We start from the raw sequence: 18616 nt of genomic DNA, 5'->3' as shown, positions 1-18616 counted from the left end.
GAAGATCGAAAGCAGGAATGGCTTCCAACGCCCGCCTCGACCACCGCAACCCCCTCGTGATCGACACGCACGAGCTGGGTCGGCGTCCTGGTGCGCTGCAGCGCCTGACCCGCGAGGTCGACGCTCCCAAGGATCTCGGCATCCAGGGAGTCGTCGGAGTGCCGGAAGGCGCCCCGATGGAGCTCGAACTCCGCCTTGAGTCGGTCATGGAAGGGGTGCTTGTCACAGGCACCGCCCGTGCAACGGCCGAGGGGGAGTGCGTAAGGTGTCTGGAGCCGGTCGAGCTGGAACTCGAAGCGGACTTCCAGGAGATGTTCTCGTACCATGACGCCGACGACCGGGGCCGCGTGATCGCGGAACCGGGCGACGACGCCGAGGACGACGAGGACAGGCTCTTTGTCGAGGACGGTCTGATCGACCTCGAACCCGTGCTGCGCGATGCGGTGGTGCTCGCACTGCCGATGCAGCCGGTGTGCCAGGAAGACTGCCCGGGCCTGTGCTCCGAGTGCGGGGCGCGGCTGGCGGACGACCCGGACCACCACCACGACGCCGTCGACATCCGTTGGGCGGCTTTGCAGGGATTCGCCGATTCACTCGAAGCCGGCGATAAGGACGAGATGAGCGGCGCCGAAGCGGGCGTCGACGAGAAGCAGGAGAAGTAGCCGTGGCTGTTCCGAAGCGGAAGATGTCGCGCAGCAACACGCGCCACCGCCGGTCGCAGTGGAAGGCTGCGGTCCCCACCCTGGTTGCGTGCGAGCGCTGCCACGAGCCCAAGCAGCAGCACATCGCGTGCCCGTCTTGCGGCACCTACAACAAGCGCCAGGTCCTCGAAGTCTGAGCGGGCTGGTGAGAGGCACTGTGTCCACGCCGAAGAAAACCTCTGCGGACAACCAGGCCTCGTCCCACACGCTTCTGGAAGGGCGGCTCGGCTACCAGGTCGAGTCCGCCCTTCTGGTGCGAGCGCTGACCCACCGTTCCTACGCGTACGAGAACGGCGGTCTGCCGACGAACGAGCGCCTGGAGTTCCTCGGAGACTCCGTGCTGGGCCTCGTCGTCACGGACACGCTGTACCGCACCCACCCCGACCTGCCCGAAGGCCAGCTGGCCAAGCTGCGGGCCGCGGTGGTCAACTCGCGTGCGTTGGCGGAGGTCGGGCGCGGCCTCGACCTGGGCGCCTTCATCCGGCTCGGCCGGGGTGAAGAGGGCACGGGCGGCCGGGACAAGGCATCCATCCTCGCCGACACCCTTGAAGCGGTGATCGGCGCGGTCTATCTCGACCAGGGCCTCGACGCGGCCTCCGAACTGGTGCACCGCCTGTTCGACCCGCTGATCGAGAAGTCCTCCAACCTCGGTGCCGGCCTGGACTGGAAGACGTCCCTCCAGGAGCTCACCGCGATCGAAGGGCTCGGTGTGCCCGAGTACCTGGTCACGGAGACCGGCCCCGACCACGAGAAGACCTTCACTGCTGCCGCCCGCGTCGGGGGCGTCTCGTACGGCACCGGCACCGGCCGCAGCAAGAAGGAGGCGGAACAGCAGGCCGCCGAGTCCGCCTGGCGGGCGATCCGGGCCGCCGCGGACGAGCGGGCCAAGGTGGCCAAGGAGCCCATCAGGGAGACGGCCGACGAGGCCGTCAAGGGCAGCCGGGCCGTCAAGGACGGCGACGCGTCGTCCGCCACCGCCTGACCGGAACAGAACAGCACCATCCGAGCGCCCGCCCCGCCGCCCGCGGGACGGGCGCTCGGCCATCCCTGAGCGCTCGGTCACCGCGGGCCCTCGGCCGTCCACGGCTGCCCGGCCGTCCAGCGGCGCTGCCGGCGGGCGGAGGTGCCCATCGGTCTGCCCGGTGGACCGGCCGGGCCCCGGGATACCCTGCCCTCAGCTCTTCCGCAGTCGCCCGAAGGAGTGTCGTGCCCGAGTTGCCCGAGGTCGAAGTCGTCCGCCGGGGCCTGGAGCGCTGGGTCGCCCATCGGACCGTCGCCGAGACCGAGGTGCTGCACCCGCGAGCCGTGCGCCGGCACGTCGCCGGGCCCGACGACTTCGCGCACCGGCTCAAGGGCCACCACATCGGCACACCCCGGCGGCGCGGCAAGTACCTGTGGCTGCCGCTGGAGGAGACGAACCAGTCCGTCCTCGCCCACCTCGGCATGAGCGGCCAGCTCCTGGTCCAGCCGCATGAGACGGCGGACGAGAAGCACCTGCGCATCCGCGTGAGGTTCGCCGACTCCCTCGGCACCGAACTGCGCTTCGTGGACCAGCGCACCTTCGGCGGGCTGTCGTTGCACGACAACACCCCCGACGGCCTGCCCGACGTCATCGCGCACATCGCCCGCGACCCGCTGGACCCGCTTTTCGACGACGAGTCCTTCCACCAGGCGCTGCGCCGCAAGCGGACCACGATCAAGCGTGCCCTGCTGGACCAGTCGCTGATCAGCGGCGTCGGCAACATCTACGCGGACGAGGCCCTGTGGCGCGCCCGCATCCACTACGAACGCCCCACGGCGAACTTCACCCGCCCGGTCACGGCGGAACTCCTCGGTCACATCCGGGACGTGATGAACGCGGCCCTCGCCGTCGGCGGCACCAGCTTCGACAGCCTGTACGTCAACGTCAACGGCGAATCCGGCTACTTCGACCGCTCCCTGGACGCCTACGGCCGGGAGGGCGAGCCCTGCCGCCGCTGCGGCACCCCCATGCGCCGGCGCCCCTGGATGAACCGGTCCAGCTACTTCTGCCCCAGGTGTCAGAGGGCGCCGCGCGTCTCGTCGTAACGCGCGCGGGACGCGAGGACGTCGTCCATCGCGCCCTCCACGCAGTGGATGAGCGCCAGTAGCCGCTCGGCGACCCGCCGGCCCAGGGGCGTCAGCTCGTAGTCCACGCGCGGCGGGTTCGTCGGCTGGGCCTCGCGGTGGACCAGGCCGTCCCGTTCCAGCGCGTGCAGCGTCTGGGACAGCATCTTCTCGCTCACCCCGTCCACGCGCCGGCGCAGTTCGTTGAAGCGCAGCGGACCCTCGTACAGCGCGCCGAGCGTCAGCCCGCCCCAGCGGCCCGTGACGTGCTCCAGCGTGCCCCGTGACGGGCACGCCTTGGCGAAGACGTTGTACGCGAGGTCGTCGTGGTCCTGGGTGGTCACGGTCATACCGGCAAGGGTACGCCCGCACAGCGCTCTCCACCAGGTTGCACTAACTTCCAGTTAGTGCTTTCCTGTGGTTACTGCCCACGAGCTGCTCTCTCTTCTTCCGAGCCGCCGTTCACCGCTGCGCCTTTCGAGGAGTCCTCCATGACCACCCCCGTCGTCTCCATCGCCTACCACTCCGGTTACGGCCACACCGCCGTCCTCGCCGAGGCCGTCCGCGCCGGTGCCCTCGACGCGGGGGCCGAGGTGCACCTGATCAAGGTGGACGAGATCACCGACGAGCAGTGGGAGACGCTGGACCGCTCCGACGTGATCGTCTTCGGCTCGCCCACCTACATGGGCACCGCCTCCGGCGCCTTCCACACCTTCGCCGAGGCCACCTCCAAGCGCTGGTTCGGCCAGGACTGGAAGGACAAGCTGGCCGCCGGCTTCACCAACTCCGCCTCCAAGAGCGGCGACAAACTGCACACGCTGCAGTTCTTCCAGACGCTCGCCGCCCAGCACGGCATGCACTGGGTCAACCTCGGCCTGCTCCCCGGCTGGAACAGCAGCACCGCCTCCGAGCACGACCTCAACCGCCTCGGCTTCTTCGCCGGTGCCGCCGCCCAGAGCAACAACGACCAGGGTCCCGAGGGCGTCCACAAGGCCGACGTGGCCACCGCCGAGCACCTGGGGCGCCGGGTGACGGAAACGGCGAAGATCTTCACCCGCGGACGCGTCGCCGCCTAGCGCCTGCTCCGGCTCGGGGAGCCCCCTCGTGCTCGCCGGGCTGACTGCGGTTGTCTCAGTAGCCGAAGTCCTGCGTCCACCAAGGTCCGCCCGGGCCGAAGTGAACGCCGACGCCGAGGGTCTTGAAGTCGCAGTTCAGGATGTTGGCGCGGTGGCCTGGGCTGTCCATCCAGGCAGCCATGACGGCCGCCGCGCCGGCCTGACCGCGGGCTATGTTCTGGCCGCCGAGATCGGTGATGCCGGCCGCCGCCGCCCGGTCCCACGGCGTCCTGCCGTCCGGGTCGGTGTGGTCGAAGTAGCCACGCGCGGCCATGTCGTCGCTGAAGGCCTCGGCCAGCTTCGTCAGTGAGGAGTTCGCCGCCAGCGGGCTGCAGCCGACCTTCGCCCGCTCGTCGTTGACGAGCTTCAGCACCTGCGCCTCGGCGGCGGCCTCCCGCGACACCGTCACCGGCGAGGACGTCGGCGTCGGCGCCTTGGTGACCGTACGGGACGGGGTGGCGTCCGGCGTGGACGGCTTCGCTGGTGCGGCCGGTTTGGCCGGTGCGACCGGTCTCGAGGGTGCGGGCGGCGCGGACGGTGTGGTCGGGGCGGACGGCGCTGTCGGCTTTGACGGCGCGGTTGGCTTTGACGGCGCGGAGGGCGTGGTCCTCGGCGCCGTCCTGACCGGCGTCGGCTTCCCGGTCGGCGTCTTGGAGGGGCTGGCCGTCCTTGAGGGGGCTGCCGTCGCGGAAGGGGTCGCCGTCTTGGAAGGGCTGGCGGTCCGTGAGGGGGTCGGCGTCTTCGAGGGCGCCGCCGCCCTGGAGGGGCTGACCGTCCTTGAGGGGGCCGTCGTCCTGGAGGGGGTCGCCCTCTTCGAAGGGGACGTCGGGTCCGAGGAGGACGTCGGCTTCGGGGTGGGCGCGGAGGCGGAGGGGGTGGGGGTGGAGGAGGGGGAATGCGAGGCGGACGCCGAGGCCGACGGGCCGGCGGAGCCGCCGCGCGTACTGCTCCCGCCACTGGACGGGCCGGCGGACATGTCCGCGCCGCCCGAGGTGCCGCCCTGCTCGCCGGCCGTGTTGCTGGGGGCGGCCGCGGTCCGTATCCGGTCCCCGCCGGTGGTGTGCGTACCGCCGCCGAGCTGGTACTGCTCCAGGCCCGGTATGGAACCCGTGGCCACCGCGATCGCGCCGAGGCCGACGGCCAGGGAGGCGCCGAGCAGACCCGCGCGCACCGGCCGTCCGAGCCTGTGCTGCCGCTGGTGCTCACCGGACGGGGTGAGACCGCCGCTCGCGGAGCCACCGCCGCCGGATCCGGACCCCTGTCCCGGCGCCGGCTCGTCGCCCGTCGCGAACAGGTACGCCTGGGCCTTCTCCGTGGCCTCGGCGTAGGCCTCCGGGTTCAGGTAGGGCGCGATGCCCATCGGCATCCGCCGTTCCCCCGCGGACGAGTGCTGGGGATCGTCGCTCCCGGAACCCGGGTGCTGCGCGTGGCCGGCCTCCGTGGCGCGGCCCGTGGCGGCGCGGCCGGCGGCGGAGCGTCGGTGGCGTCCCATGTCCTTGCCCTCTTCCTCGTGCCTGGCGGTCGACCGGCGCCTGCACGGCGAGTGAGTTCCCGGCGAGCGACTCGTGGCGAGTGACTCCCTCTGGCCAACCCGACTCACTCGATCGAGTGAGTTTTGTATGAGATGGATTGGTTCCGGACGGTACCCGATGTCGCTCGGGGACGATGTGGCCCGGCCGACACCGGTCGGCACCGGCCGGTTAGGTTGCACCCATGAGCGAGGAAGTGCGACTGGTCGCCTGGGTGCGTGGACGCGTGCAGGGCGTGGGATTTCGCTGGTTCACGCGCGCCAAGGCGCTGGAGATCGGCGGGCTGAGTGGTTTTGCTCTCAATTTGGCCGACGGCCGGGTCCAGGTGGTCGCGGAGGGGTCGCGGGAGGGGTGCGAGGGGCTGCTGGCCTGGCTCCAGGGCAGCGACACGCCCGGGCACGTGGACGGTGTCACCGAGATCTGGGACACACCGCGCGGTGGCTACGACGGCTTCGCCATCCGCTGATCCGGAGGGGCCCGGTCCTGGGCGACGGGGCGTGGCAAGCTGCCAGGGGCACATGCGGGAGACGGAAACGCCCTGGTGGTTGCCAAGACGGGCGTGGCATGGCAGGCTCCGCTTTTACTGCTGGTCGCCACGCCCTGAGGGTCCGGAGGAGTCGCAGCGCCGCCGCTTCACCGGCCGCGCGCCCCGGTTTGCCCGCCAATACAGGGCGTGATCGTGTTGACCGTCAAACTTTTTGGTGAGACGCTGAAAGCCCCGCGCACCTTAGCTGTTTGGCATGGAGCAACACCAGAGCAACACCCGGATGTGCCAAGCACCACGGGTGCGAATCCCTCACGACCCACACCGCATCGGTCGGTCACTCAGTGTGGAGGACCATCCATCATGGCAAAGGCGCTTCTCGGTTACGTCGGCGGCTCCGACCCTCGACTCCTCGCCGAGATGCGACGGCTGCAGCAGCGCGTCCAGGACCTGGAGTCCGAGCTCGTACGGATCCAGGCGGAGAACGAAGCGCTGTCGGCTGCCGCTTCTCAGGACAGGATCATGGAGAGCATCGACGCACACCAGGCGGAGCCTGCGCTCACCTGATCGTTGCATCGCTCCACGACAGCAGTCGCAGCGATCGGGCTGCCCGTATCAACCGCTCAGTTGATCGGACGGCTGAGATCCAGCCGTCAGAGTTGCAAGGGACGCTTCGGCGTCCCTTCGTTCTTTCCCCCGGTCTTCCCCCGCCGCTCGTTGGCCCGCGCATCCTTTCAGGCTCTTCAACATCTGGTGTGCCCTGCATGGTCACCAGCGAAACCGCGCGGTTGCGAGGGTTCATGGAGTGAGATAGCGGCGGCGGGTAGAGTCCAGCGGCGTGCACCTCAAGGCCCTGACCCTCCGCGGGTTCAAGTCGTTCGCCTCGGCGACCACGCTCCGGTTCGAACCGGGCATCACGTGTGTCGTGGGACCGAACGGCTCGGGCAAGTCCAATGTCGTGGACGCGCTCAGCTGGGTCATGGGCGAACAGGGCGCCAAGTCGCTGCGCGGCGGCAAGATGGAGGACGTCATCTTCGCCGGCACCACCGGCCGCCCGCCGCTCGGCCGGGCCGAGGTGTCCCTGACCATCGACAACTCCGACGGCGCGCTGCCCATCGAGTACGCCGAGGTCACCATCACGCGGATCATGTTCCGCAACGGCGGCAGCGAGTACCAGATCAACGGCGACACCTGCCGTCTCCTCGACATCCAGGAACTGCTCTCCGACTCCGGCATCGGCCGCGAGATGCACGTCATCGTCGGCCAGGGCCAGCTCGACTCGGTCCTGCACGCCGACCCCATGGGCCGCCGCGCCTTCATCGAGGAGGCGGCCGGCGTCCTCAAGCACCGCAAGCGCAAGGAGAAGGCGCTCCGCAAGCTGGACGCGATGCAGGCCAACCTCGCGCGCGTGCAGGACCTGACGGACGAGCTGCGGCGCCAGCTCAAGCCCCTCGGCCGGCAGGCCGCCGTCGCCCGCAGGGCCGCCGTCATCCAGGCCGACCTCCGTGACGCCCGCCTGCGGCTCCTCGCCGACGACCTGGTCCGCCTGTGCGAAGCCCTCCAGGCCGAGATCGCCGACGAGGCGGCCCTGAAGGAGCGCAAGGAGACCGCCGAGCAGGAGCTGAAGAAGGCCCTCCACCGCGAGGCCCTGCTGGAGGACGAGGTACGCCGGCTGACCCCGCGTCTCCAGCGGGCCCAGCAGACCTGGTACGAGCTGTCCCAGCTGGCCGAGCGCGTGCGCGGCACGGTCTCGCTGGCCGACGCCCGGGTCAAGAGCGCCACCTCCGCGCCCCCCGACGAGCGGCGCGGCCGGGACCCGGAGGACCTGGAGCGCGAGGCCGCCCGCGTCCGCGAGCAGGAGGCCGAGCTGGAGGCCGCCCTGGAAGCGGCCCAGCGGGCTCTGGACGACACCGTCGCCCACCGGGCCGAACTGGAGCGCGAGCTGGCCGCCGAGGAACGCCGGCTGAAGGACGTCGCCCGCGCCATCGCGGACCGCCGCGAAGGGCTGGCCCGCCTCTCGGGGCAGGTCAACGCGGCCCGCTCGCGCGCCGCCTCCGCCCAGGCCGAGATCGACCGGCTGGCCACGGCCCGCGACGAGGCACAGGAACGTGCCGTCCGCGCCCAGGAGGAGTACGAGGCCCTCCAGGCCGAGGTCGACGGCCTCGACGCCGGCGACGCCGACCTGGCCGAACAGCACGAGACGGCGAAACGGGAGCTGGCCGAGGCCGAGGCCGCCCTGACCGCGGCCCGTGAGGCACTGACCGCCGCCGAGCGCAGCCGCGCCGCGACCCGGGCCCGCCACGAGGCGCTGGCGCTGGGCCTCCGCCGGAAGGACGGCACCGGCATACTGCTCGGCGCCCGGGACCGCCTCACCGGAGTACTCGGCCCCGCGGCGGAGCTGCTGACGATCACACCGGGCTACGAGATCCCGCTGGCAGCGGCCCTGGGAACAGCGGCGGACGCCATCGCCGTGACGAACCCCGCGGCGGCGACCGAGGCCATCAACCTCCTCCGCAAACAGGACGGCGGCCGAGCGACCCTCCTCCTCGCAGGAGCCCCGGAGAACGCGCCCCAGGGCGGCGCGGGGAACGGCGCGAGCAACCACGACGAACCGACGCGCGACCACGGCGGATCAGCGCCCCAAGGGGGCACGGGGAACGGCGCGAGCAACCACGACGCTCCCGCACCCGACCACCGACCCACCGCCCCCCTCCCCGCCCCCGACCACCGGCCCGCCGCCGACCTCGTCCACGGCCCAGCCGAGCTGATGCCCGCCGTCCGCCGCCTCCTGGCCGGCATCGTGGTGGTCGACACCCTCGACGACGCCGAGGCCGTGGTCCACGCACACCCTGAGCTGACCGCCGTCACCGCCGAGGGCGACCTCCTCGGCGCTCACTTCGCGCACGGCGGTTCGGCGGGTGCGCCCAGCCTGCTGGAGGTGCAGGCGTCCGTCGACGAGGCCGCGGCCGAGCTGGCCGAGCTGGAGGTGCGCTGCCGGGGGGCTGGCCGAGGCCCTGCGGGCCGCGGCCGAGCACCGCGAGCGGGCCGCCGCCCTGGTCGAGGAACTGGGGGAGCGGCGACGGGCCGCCGACCGGGAGAAGTCGGCCGTGGCGCAGCAGCTCGGCCGGCTCGCCGGACAGGCGCGCGGCGCCGCCGGGGAGGCCGAGCGGTCGGCCGCGGCGGCGGCCCGCGCGCAGGAGGCGCTGGAGAAGGCCGTACAGGAGGCCGAGGAACTCGCCGAGAGGCTGGCCGTGGCCGAGGAGATGCCGGTGGAGGAGGAGCCGGACACCTCGGTGCGCGACCGGCTCGCCGCCGACGGGGCCAACGCGCGGCAGACCGAGATGGAGGCCCGCCTCCAGGTCCGTACGCACGAGGAGCGGGTCAAGGGGCTCGCCGGACGCGCCGACTCGCTCGACCGGGCGGCCCGCGCCGAACGCGAGGCACGCGCGCGTGCCGAGCAGCGCCGGGCCCGGCTGCGGCACGAGGCGGCGGTCGCGGAAGCCGTCGCCTCCGGCGCCCGGCAGCTGCTCGCGCACGTCGAGGTGTCCCTCGCCCGGGCGGAGCAGGAGCGTTCCGCCGCCGAGGCCGCCAAGGCCCGGGGCGAGCAAGAGCTGGCCGCCGCCCGTGCGGCGGGCCGTGAACTGAAGGCCGAACTCGACAAGTTGACGGATTCGGTCCACCGTGGCGAGGTACTCGGCGCCGAGAAGCGGCTGCGCATCGAGCAGCTGGAGACCAGGGCGCTGGAGGAGCTGGGTGTCGAGCCGGAGGGTCTGGTGGCGGAGTACGGGCCGCACCAGCCTGTGCCGCCCTCGCCCCCCGCCGACGGCGAGCAGCTGCCCGAGGACCCGGACGATCCGCGCAACCAGCCGCGCCCCTTCGTGCGGGCCGAGCAGGAGAAGCGGCTCAGGGCGGCCGAGCGGGCGTACCAGCAGCTGGGCAAGGTCAACCCGCTGGCGCTGGAGGAGTTCGCGGCGCTGGAGGAGCGGCACAAGTTCCTCAGCGAGCAGTTGGAGGACCTGAAGAAGACCCGCGCCGACCTGCTCCAGGTGGTGAAGGAGGTCGACGAGCGCGTCGAGCAGGTCTTCACCGAGGCCTACCGGGACACCGCCCGGGAGTTCGAGGGAGTCTTCAGCCGCCTCTTCCCGGGTGGCGAGGGCCGGCTGATCCTGACGGACCCCGACAACATGCTGACCACGGGCGTGGACGTCGAGGCGCGGCCGCCGGGCAAGAAGGTCAAGCGGCTCTCCCTGCTCTCGGGCGGCGAGCGCTCGCTGACGGCCGTCGCGCTGCTGGTGTCGATCTTCAAGGCCCGGCCGAGCCCCTTCTACGTCATGGACGAGGTCGAGGCCGCGCTGGACGACACCAACCTCCAGCGGCTGATCCGGATCATGCAGGAGCTGCAGGAGACCTCGCAGCTGATCGTGATCACGCACCAGAAGCGGACGATGGAGGTCGCCGACGCGCTCTACGGCGTGTCCATGCAGGGCGATGGCGTCTCGAAGGTCATCTCCCAGCGCCTTCGGTAGCACCACTCCAAGATCAACTGACTCTGTGTTCAAGAAGTGAACACGGAGTGCTTTGGGCATATCTGAAAACTCACAGCTGTTGAAGTATTGACTTCGAAACTTGAAGGCATAGTCTCTGCAACGTTGCTTTTACCTTCAGGTCCTACCTGTAAGGGCCCCATACCCGCGGCAGCGCTGCCGTGGCCCGAGGAGTTACACGTGACCAGCACAGCGCAGGCACCTCAGTCAGGAGCCAGGACGGCTCACCCCGATCATCTCGGGCACGTCATCTTCATCGCGGCGGCTGCCGCCATGGGCGGCTTCCTCTTCGGCTACGACAGCTCCGTCATCAACGGCGCCGTCGAGGCCATCCGGGGCCGTTACGACATCGGGTCCGCCGCCCTCGCCCAGGTCATCGCGATCGCCCTGATCGGCTGTGCCATCGGCGCCGCCACCGCCGGCCGCATCGCCGACCGCATCGGCCGCATCCGCTGCATGCAGATCGCCGCCGTCCTCTTCACCATCAGCGCCGTCGGCTCCGCGCTGCCCTTCGCGCTGTGGGACCTCGCCTTCTGGCGCATCGTCGGCGGCTTCGCCATCGGCATGGCCTCCGTCATCGGCCCGGCCTACATCGCCGAGGTCGCCCCGCCCGCCTATCGCGGCCGGCTCGGCTCCTTCCAGCAGGCCGCGATCGTCGTCGGCATCGCCATCTCGCAGCTGGTCAACTGGGGCCTGCTGAACGCCGCCGGCGGCGACCAGCGCGGCAAGCTGATGGGCCTGGAGGCCTGGCAGGTCATGCTGGGCGTGATGGTCATCCCGGCCGTCCTCTACGGCCTGCTGTCCTTCGCGATCCCCGAGTCCCCGCGCTTCCTGCTCTCCGTCGGCAAGCACGACCGCGCCCGTGAGATCCTCGCCGAGGTCGAGGGCAAGGACATCGACCTGGACGCCCGCGTCGCCGAGATCGAGCTGGCGATGAAGAGCGAGCACAAGTCCAGCTTCAAGGACCTGCTCGGCGGCTCCTTCTTCTTCAAGCCGATCGTCTGGGTCGGTATCGGCCTGTCGGTCTTCCAGCAGTTCGTCGGCATCAACGTCGCGTTCTACTACTCCTCGACGCTGTGGCAGTCGGTCGGCGTCGACCCGACGGACTCGTTCTTCTACTCCTTCACGACCTCGATCATCAACATCATCGGCACCGTGATCGCGATGATCTTCGTGGACCGCGTCGGCCGCAAGCCGCTCGCCCTCATCGGCTCGGTCGGCATGGTCGTCGGCCTGGCCCTGGAGGCCTGGGCGTTCAGCTACCACCTGGTCGACGGCAAGCTGCCGAGCACCCAGGGCTGGGTCGCCCTGATCGCCGCCCACGTGTTCGTCCTCTTCTTCGCCCTCTCCTGGGGCGTGGTCGTCTGGGTCTTCCTCGGCGAGATGTTCCCGAACAAGATCCGTGCCGCCGCCCTGGGCGTGGCCGCCGCCGCGCAGTGGATCGCCAACTGGGCCATCACCGCGAGCTTCCCGTCGCTGGCCGACTGGAACCTCTCCGGCACCTACGTGATCTACACCGTGTTCGCCGCGCTCTCCATCCCGTTCGTCCTGAAGTTCGTCAAGGAGACGAAGGGCAAGTCCCTGGAGGAGATGGGCTGAGCCTCGTAGCGAGGCCCCCCGAACTCGGGGAGAAGGGCCAAGTCCCCGCTGCCCTCTCCTCGAACCGTCCGCCGCCCCCGGCCCGGCCACTGCCCGGACCGGGGGCGGCGGTGTCGTACGGCCGGACGGCCCGGCTCAGCCCTCCAGCGCCGGCCGCGCCGGTGCCAGTCCACGCCGAACAGGGCGTACTCCTGCAGCCGGTATCCGATCCCGGCCACGGTCACCAGCCGGCCGCCGCTGAGCAGGTCCAGCACGGCGATCGCCCCCGCCGTCGGCAGCGGGTCGTGCGGCGGGCCGACAACCGCCGACACCGTCACCGCGATCCGGCGGGTCACGCCGAACACCGCGCCCGCGAAGGCGAACGGCGACGGCAGCCAGTGGTCGTCGGCACCCGGGTGCTCCTCGGTCCGCGCGGTGCTGATCCCGTGCTCGTCCGCGTACGCGGCCCGGTACCGGGCGGAGAGGGCGGCGGGACCGGCGCCGGGCGCGACGAGATGGAGACGTACGACCGTGACGGGCATGCGAAGGTCCCCTCCGGTGCGCTGCGGTGGAGGGGGACCCTCGCTGACGGTGCGTCAGATGGCCGGGGGCGGGCAGGCAGGCTCGCGGGATGACCGAACCCGTGCCCACGGATCGCCGGGCCGAGGCCGAGCGCGGCCGGGTCGCCCTCTGGCTGGAACCGGACGATCTGCGCTGGCCGGCCCGCCACTGCTGCTGTGCGGACGACGCCGACGAGGAGACCCGGGACCGGTGCGGCCGGCTGCGCTTCCGGGCGAGTGCCGCCCTGTACAAGAGCGGCCTGTCCGGGGCAGGCGACAGTCCCTCCGGGCGCGGGAGCGACCCGTCCGGCCGAGGCGCGTCACACGCCGACGGTCGTGCGGTCCTCGGCCGGCTCGGCCGAGGAGGCCGGGCGGGCCGTCGCCGGCTTCGGCAGCGCCAGGTACAGGCCGCCCGAGATGACGATCGTCGCGACCCAGCCGAGGCCGTACTCGCCGATCACGTTGTTCGTCGCGAGCGGTCCGGTGAACCAGTCCGAGGTGGTGAACATCAGGCCCGACACCAGGCCGACCGCCCAGGCGGCCACGGCCGCGGGGGAGAAGCCGCCCTTGTGCCAGTATGCGCTGGTGCGGGTGGTGTCGGCCATGGCCCGGCCGTCGTACTCCGTACGGCGGAACATGTCCGCGCCGAACACCCCGACCCAGGCCGAGAAGGCGACCGCCAGCAGCGACAGGAAGGCGATGAACGAGCCCATGAAGCTCGTCGCCACCAGCATCAGCACCCCGCCGAAGACCAGCGAGATCACGGCGTTGACCGAGACCGCCCAGTGCCGCGGCACCTTGAAGCCCAGGGTCTGCGCGGTGAAGCCCGCCGAGTACATCGACATCGAGTTGATCAGCAGCATGCCGATCAGCGCGATGAACAGGTACGGCACGGCGATCCAGGTCGGCAGGATCTCGCCGAGGAAGGACACCGGGTCGCTCGCCGAGGCCAGGTCCGGCGTCGAGACCGCCATCACGGCGCCCATCAGGACCATGGGCAGCACGACGACACCGGCGCCGCCCACCGCCGTACCCACGATCGCCCTGGACGAGGCCGTGCGCGGGAGGTAGCGGGTGAAGTCCGGGGCGGACGGGATCCAGCTCACACCGCCCGCCGCGATCATGCCGATGCCGGTGATCACCGCGGCCGTGGAACCGGCGCTGTGGTCCATCACCTTCGACCAGTCGGTGTTCGCCACCAGATAGGCCAGGACCAGCACCGAGAAGACACCGAAGAGGTAGGTCGCGTACTTGTTGCACCGCTGCACGGCGTTGATGCCGAGCCCGGAGATCGCGAAGGTCGCGACGACGAACACCAGCAGCGTCACCATGTCCAGCACGCTGTTCGCCTTGATGCCGAACAGGATGTCCAGGATGGTGAGCATCGCGTAGGCGCCGGTCACCGCGTTGATCGTCTCCCAGCCCCAGCGCGCGACCCAGATCAGCGAACCGGGCAGCAGATTGCCGCGCTGCCCGAAGACCGCCCGCGACAGCGCCATGCCGGGCGCGCCGCCCCGCTTGCCCGCGATGCCGATCAGGCCGACGAGGCCGTACGACACGATCGGTGCGGCCACCGCGACGACCAGCGCCTGCCAGATGTTCAGGTGGTATGCGACGACCAGGCTCGCGCCCATCGTCAGCAGCAGCACGCTGATGTTCGCACCGACCCAGGTGGGGAACAGTTCCCGGGTCTTCGCCGTGCGCTCGTGGTCGGGGACCTGCTCGATACCGCGCGTTTCGAGAGCGCCTTCGGTCTCGACGGTTTTCGTCATGAAAGAGGTGCCAGACGTGGGGGGACAGGGACGAGGGGACTCTACGCGCGTCAACAGCGCGCCCACCATCGTACTTTGCTCCCACTCCTAGCGATACGTGGCGTTTGTCTCTCGGACGAAGCCACAAACGGGGTCCGTGGACACCCCATGGCCGATACTGGACGCGTTATGGAAACCGTCATCCTTGCTGTAGTCATCGCCGTGGTCGTGCTCGGCGCGCTCGGCGGGCTGATCGTGGGCAGCCGGCGCCGGAAGCCGCTGCCCCCGCCGCCCCCCAAAGCGCCCGACATCACCGCGCCCCCGGCCGAGCCGCACGTCGGCGACGAAGCCGAGACGCCGCGCGACGAACCGCGCCGGACGATCGAGGAGGTGGATCTTCCCGGCGGCCCCGCACCGGTCGTCGTCGAGGAGCCTCCCGTGGTCGAGGCTCCCGAGATCGAGATCCCGGAGCCCACCGCAGGCCGGCTGGTCCGCCTGCGCACCCGCCTGTCCCGCTCGCAGAACGCCCTCGGAAAGGGTCTGCTCACGCTGCTCTCGCGCGAGCACCTGGACGAGGACACCTGGGAGGAGATCGAGGACACGCTGCTCACCGCCGACGTCGGCGTGCAGCCCACCCAGGAGCTGGTCGAGCGCCTGCGTGAACGCGTCCGGGTCCTCGGCACCCGCACCCCCGAGGAGCTGCGTGGCCTGCTCCGAGAGGAGCTGCTCAAGCTGATCGGCACCGATGTCGACCGCACGGTCAGGACCGAGCCCGAGGACCGCAAGCCGGGCATCGTGATGGTCGTCGGCGTCAACGGCACCGGCAAGACCACCACCACCGGCAAGCTCGCCCGCGTGCTCGTCGCCGACGGCCGCAGTGTCGTGCTCGGCGCCGCCGACACCTTCCGCGCCGCCGCCGCCGACCAGCTCCAGACCTGGGGCGAGCGCGTGGGCGCCTACACGGTGCGCGGCCCCGAGGCCGGCGACCCCGCCTCCGTCGCCTTCGACGCGGTCAAGGAGGGCAAGGAGATGGGGGTCGACGTCGTCCTCATCGACACCGCCGGCCGCCTGCACACCAAGACCGGCCTCATGGACGAGCTGGGCAAGGTCAAGCGCGTGGTCGAGAAGCACGCGCCGCTGGACGAGGTGCTGCTCGTCCTGGACGCCACCACCGGGCAGAACGGCCTGGTGCAGGCCCGGGTGTTCGCCGAGGTCGTGGACATCACCGGCATCGTGCTGACCAAGCTGGACGGTACGGCCAAGGGCGGCATCGTCATCGCCGTCCAGCGCGAGCTGGGCGTGCCGGTGAAGCTGGTGGGGCTCGGCGAGGGCGCGGACGACCTCGCGCCGTTCGAGCCGGAGGCGTTCGTGGATGCGCTGATCGGAGAGTGAACCACCCGCGGACACCGTCGGGTGGCCGCGTGGTCACCAAGAAGCTCCCGCCCCGAGGTGCAGTCGGGGACGGGAGCTTCGTCCTGGCGGGCCCGCCTACGCCCTGGCCCGCGAGCGGTGGGCCACGTACGCCAGCGTGCCGAGCAGCAGCCGCGCCGCCGGGGGCCGCGTCGCCGAGTCCAGCGCGGGCGGGCGCAGCCAGCGCACCGGGCCCAGGCCGCCCCGGTCGGAGGGTGGCGCGGTGATGTGCGTGCCGGGGCCGAGGCCGCGCAGGTCCAGCGCGCCCGGGTCGTCCCAGCCCATGCGGTAGAGCAGCCGGGGGAGGTCGGCGGCGGCGCCGGGGGCGACGAAGAAGTGGGCGCGGCCGTCGGGGGTGGCGGTCACCGGGCCGAGCGGGAGGCCCATCCGCTCCAGGCGGACCAGGGCGCGGCGGCCGGCCGGCTCCGAGACCTCGATGACGTCGAAGGCCCGGCCCACCGGCAGCATCACCGAGGCGCCCGGGAACTCCGACCAGGCCTTGCCCACCTCGTCCAGGGTGGCCCCGGCCGGAACGGACGGCGCGAAGCCCAGCGGATGCGCGCCCGGCGCCGGGCAGTCGGACCGCCCGCACGAGCAGGCGCCCCCGGCGGCCCGCGCCCCCGGCACCACGTCCCAGCCCCACAGCCCGGTGAACTCGGCGACGGCGGTGCACTCGGCGGACCGGCCGCGCCGACGCGTGCCGGAACGGATCTCGCGGATGCCGCCGATCGTGAAGCCCATGCCCCCTCCAACGGGTCCAGCGCGCCGGTGGTTACGCCACGGAGCGAGACGGAAGCGGAACGTAACGCTACGGCTCCGCCTCCCCGCGGCGACGCGGTGCTAAGGCGGCGCCTTGAGGTGCGGAGGGTGGCGCACCGGAGGGATACGCGCCCCTGGGTGCATCACTCCGCCCACTTCCGGCCGTCCTATGTCAAGTGAATCGCGCGCGGGCCACCGTGAGTTCATTCGAAGGGGTGGCGAATGGTGGCGTTTCAGGGATCCCTGTGGTTGGACGGGTGATCGTAGGATTACTGTGAGTGTGCGAGTCCCCGTGGCACATGCACTCGCGGGTATGCCGGAGGCAAGTAGTCAAACCGTTCGAAGGGTGAGAACCGGCGGACGGGAGGCCGTATTTACCGGCATTCTGATAGGGCTTGGCGCATCGGGCGACAAGTGGTCTCAGGGATGGGGGCGTTCCAGTGGGCGGCAACGGCGGAAGCGGGACACACGCTGACAAGCGCCCCAACGAGCTGCTCGGTTCGTGGTTCGTGCGCAGCGGTTGGTCCAAGGGTGAGCTGGCCCGCCAAGTGAACCGCAGAGCCCGCCAGTTGGGTGCCAACCACATCTCCACCGACACCTCGCGGGTGCGCCGCTGGCTGGACGGGGAGAACCCGCGCGAACCCATCCCGCGCATCCTCTCGGAGCTGTTCTCCGAGCGCTTCGGCTGTGTCGTCTCCATCGAGGACCTCGGCCTGCGCGCCGCCCGCCAGTCGCCCGCCGCCTCCGGAGTCGACCTGCCCTGGACGGGCCCGCAGACGGTCGCCCTGCTCGGCGAGTTCTCCCGCAGCGACCTGATGCTCGCCCGGCGCGGCTTCCTCGGGACCTCGCTCGCGCTGTCCGCCGGCCCCTCCCTCATCGAGCCCATGCAGCGCTGGCTCGTCCCCACCCCGGCCTCCCCGGCCCCGCCCGACCCCCAGAGCGCCCTCGACGCGCGCAGGCCGGGCCGGCTGTCCCGGCCGGAGCTGGAGCTGCTGGAGTCCACCACACGCATGTTCCGCCAGTGGGACGCCCAGTGCGGCGGCGGCCTGCGCCGCAAGGCGGTCGTCGGCCAGCTGCACGAGGTCACCGACCTGCTCCAGGAGCCCCAGCCCGAGGCCACCACCCGCAAGCTGTTCAAGGTCGCCGCCGAGCTGGCCGAGCTGGCCGGCTGGATGTCGTACGACGTCGGCCTCCAGCCCACCGCCCAGAAGTACTTCGTGCTCGCCCTGCACGCGGCCAAGGAAGCCGGGGACAAGCCGCTCGGCTCGTACATCCTCTCCAGCATGAGCCGCCAGATGATCCACCTCGGCCGGCCCGAGGACGCCCTGGAGCTGATCCACCTCGCCCAGTACGGCAGCCGCGACTGCGCGAGCCCGCGCACCCAGTCCATGCTGTATGCGATGGAGGCCCGCGCCTACGCCAACATGGGCCAGCCCGGCAAGACCAAGCGGGCCGTCCGCATGGCCGAGGACACCTTCGCCGAGGTCGACGAGTGGGACGAGCCCGACCCCGACTGGATCCGCTTCTTCTCCGAGGCCGAGCTCTACGGCGAGAACTCCCACTCCTACCGCGACCTCGCCTACGTGGCCGGACGCAGCCCCACCTACGCTTCCCTCGCCGAGCCGCTGATGCGGCGGGCCGTGCAGTTGTTCGCCGACGACTCCGAGCACCAGCGGTCGTACGCGCTCAACCTCATCGGCATGGCCACCGTGCACCTGCTCCAGCGCGAGCCCGAGGAGAGCACGACCTATGCCACACGCGCCATGGAGATCGCCAAGAAGGTCCGCTCCGAGCGTGTGAACACTCGTATCCGAAAGACGGTCGACACGGCCGTCCGCGACTACGGCGACCTCGCCGCCGTGATCGACCTCAGTGACCAGCTCGCCGTCGACCTGCCGGAGACCGCCGAAGCCGTCTGACCGCCACAGCACCCCGGACCCCGGCCGCGGCCGGTCCTCCCGAACTGCCCGACTCGGCTCCCCCATGCCAGGTCATCGGAAGGCCCGCCGCGGCCGGCTTGTGTCTCCGCTGTCTCCGCGCGGGTACCGCGCGGAAGGTTGCGCCACGATAACGATCGCGCGGCCCCGGCACCCCGCACTT

14 protein-coding genes and 2 pseudogenes are annotated in these 18616 nt (G+C 71.3%); 11 read left to right on the top strand and 5 right to left on the bottom strand.

Going from position 1 to position 18616, the window contains the following annotated elements; genetic code table 11:
- Positions 1-17: 17 nt before the first annotated feature.
- The 4 genes from C3492_RS08850 to mutM all read left to right on the top strand — a co-directional run bounded on the left by C3492_RS08850 (position 18) and on the right by mutM (position 2768).
- Positions 18-662, top strand: coding sequence for a DUF177 domain-containing protein (locus tag C3492_RS08850; RefSeq protein ID WP_103811186.1), 645 nt, complete (start codon positions 18-20; stop codon positions 660-662).
- Between the two features lie 2 nt (positions 663-664).
- Entirely contained in the window at positions 665-838 is a 174-nt protein-coding gene (rpmF, locus tag C3492_RS08845; protein WP_003951102.1) for a 50S ribosomal protein L32, read from the top strand.
- A 20-nt stretch (positions 839-858) separates the two neighbouring features.
- Positions 859-1683: a ribonuclease III gene (gene rnc, locus C3492_RS08840; RefSeq protein WP_103811185.1), complete on the top strand. Its 825-nt coding sequence runs from the start codon at positions 859-861 to the stop codon at positions 1681-1683.
- A 224-nt stretch (positions 1684-1907) separates the two neighbouring features.
- Positions 1908-2768, top strand: a complete 861-nt coding sequence (gene mutM, locus C3492_RS08835) for a bifunctional DNA-formamidopyrimidine glycosylase/DNA-(apurinic or apyrimidinic site) lyase (RefSeq protein ID WP_103811184.1) — start codon at positions 1908-1910, stop codon at positions 2766-2768.
- On the opposite strand, the gene C3492_RS08830 is transcribed toward mutM, so the two are convergent.
- Positions 2741-3136 (bottom strand): helix-turn-helix domain-containing protein, encoded by a 396-nt coding sequence (locus C3492_RS08830; RefSeq protein ID WP_103811183.1) that lies wholly within the window; start codon positions 3134-3136, stop codon positions 2741-2743. The two genes, mutM and C3492_RS08830, sit on opposite strands and share 28 nt — an antisense overlap.
- A gap of 141 nt (positions 3137-3277) precedes the next feature.
- Here C3492_RS08830 and C3492_RS08825 point away from each other — a divergent pair, with 141 nt between their 5' ends.
- Positions 3278-3862 (top strand): flavodoxin family protein, encoded by a 585-nt coding sequence (locus C3492_RS08825; protein ID WP_103811182.1) that lies wholly within the window; start codon positions 3278-3280, stop codon positions 3860-3862.
- A 55-nt stretch (positions 3863-3917) separates the two neighbouring features.
- On the opposite strand, the gene C3492_RS46840 is transcribed toward C3492_RS08825, so the two are convergent.
- On the bottom strand, positions 3918-5072 hold the full coding sequence (locus C3492_RS46840; RefSeq protein ID WP_374938334.1) for a CAP domain-containing protein: 1155 nt from the start codon (positions 5070-5072) through the stop codon (positions 3918-3920).
- A 542-nt stretch (positions 5073-5614) separates the two neighbouring features.
- On the opposite strand from C3492_RS46840, the gene C3492_RS08815 reads away from it, so the two are divergent.
- The 4 genes and pseudogenes from C3492_RS08815 (at position 5615) to C3492_RS08795 (ending at position 12057) form a co-directional block, all read left to right on the top strand.
- On the top strand, positions 5615-5896 hold the full coding sequence (locus tag C3492_RS08815) for an acylphosphatase (protein WP_103811181.1): 282 nt from the start codon (positions 5615-5617) through the stop codon (positions 5894-5896).
- A 381-nt stretch (positions 5897-6277) separates the two neighbouring features.
- Complete coding sequence (locus tag C3492_RS08810; RefSeq protein WP_031167290.1) at positions 6278-6481, top strand: hypothetical protein; 204 nt, start codon at positions 6278-6280, stop codon at positions 6479-6481.
- 271 nt (positions 6482-6752) lie between these two features.
- Positions 6753-10440 (top strand): annotated as a pseudogene (locus C3492_RS08800) (AAA family ATPase).
- Between the two features lie 198 nt (positions 10441-10638).
- Positions 10639-12057 (top strand): sugar porter family MFS transporter, encoded by a 1419-nt coding sequence (locus C3492_RS08795; RefSeq protein ID WP_103811180.1) that lies wholly within the window; start codon positions 10639-10641, stop codon positions 12055-12057.
- Here C3492_RS08795 and C3492_RS46835 read toward each other — a convergent pair.
- Both C3492_RS46835 and C3492_RS08785 read right to left on the bottom strand, forming a co-directional pair.
- Positions 11941-12578, bottom strand: a pseudogene (locus C3492_RS46835) (LLM class flavin-dependent oxidoreductase); the annotation flags it as partial. The gene C3492_RS08795 and the pseudogene C3492_RS46835 overlap by 117 nt on opposite strands.
- 338 nt (positions 12579-12916) lie before the next feature.
- Positions 12917-14368 carry a cytosine permease gene (locus tag C3492_RS08785; RefSeq protein ID WP_103811179.1) on the bottom strand — a complete coding sequence of 484 codons (1452 nt, stop codon included), beginning with the start codon at positions 14366-14368 and terminating at the stop codon, positions 12917-12919.
- Positions 14369-14536: 168 nt separating this feature from the next.
- On the opposite strand from C3492_RS08785, the gene ftsY reads away from it, so the two are divergent.
- Positions 14537-15739, top strand: coding sequence for a signal recognition particle-docking protein FtsY (gene ftsY / locus C3492_RS08780; protein WP_103811178.1), 1203 nt, complete (start codon positions 14537-14539; stop codon positions 15737-15739).
- A gap of 96 nt (positions 15740-15835) precedes the next feature.
- On the opposite strand, the gene C3492_RS08775 is transcribed toward ftsY, so the two are convergent.
- Positions 15836-16498, bottom strand: coding sequence for a bifunctional DNA primase/polymerase (locus C3492_RS08775; protein WP_103811177.1), 663 nt, complete (start codon positions 16496-16498; stop codon positions 15836-15838).
- Positions 16499-16956: 458 nt separating this feature from the next.
- Here C3492_RS08775 and C3492_RS08770 point away from each other — a divergent pair, with 458 nt between their 5' ends.
- Positions 16957-18435, top strand: coding sequence for a hypothetical protein (locus C3492_RS08770; RefSeq protein WP_103811176.1), 1479 nt, complete (start codon positions 16957-16959; stop codon positions 18433-18435).
- Positions 18436-18616 lie beyond the last annotated feature (181 nt).

Source organism: Streptomyces sp. Ru62, assembly GCF_002920615.1.
Classification (GTDB): domain Bacteria; phylum Actinomycetota; class Actinomycetes; order Streptomycetales; family Streptomycetaceae; genus Streptomyces.
Note: the sequence above shows the minus strand (reverse complement) of the source record. Positions and strands in the feature narration are given on the sequence as shown.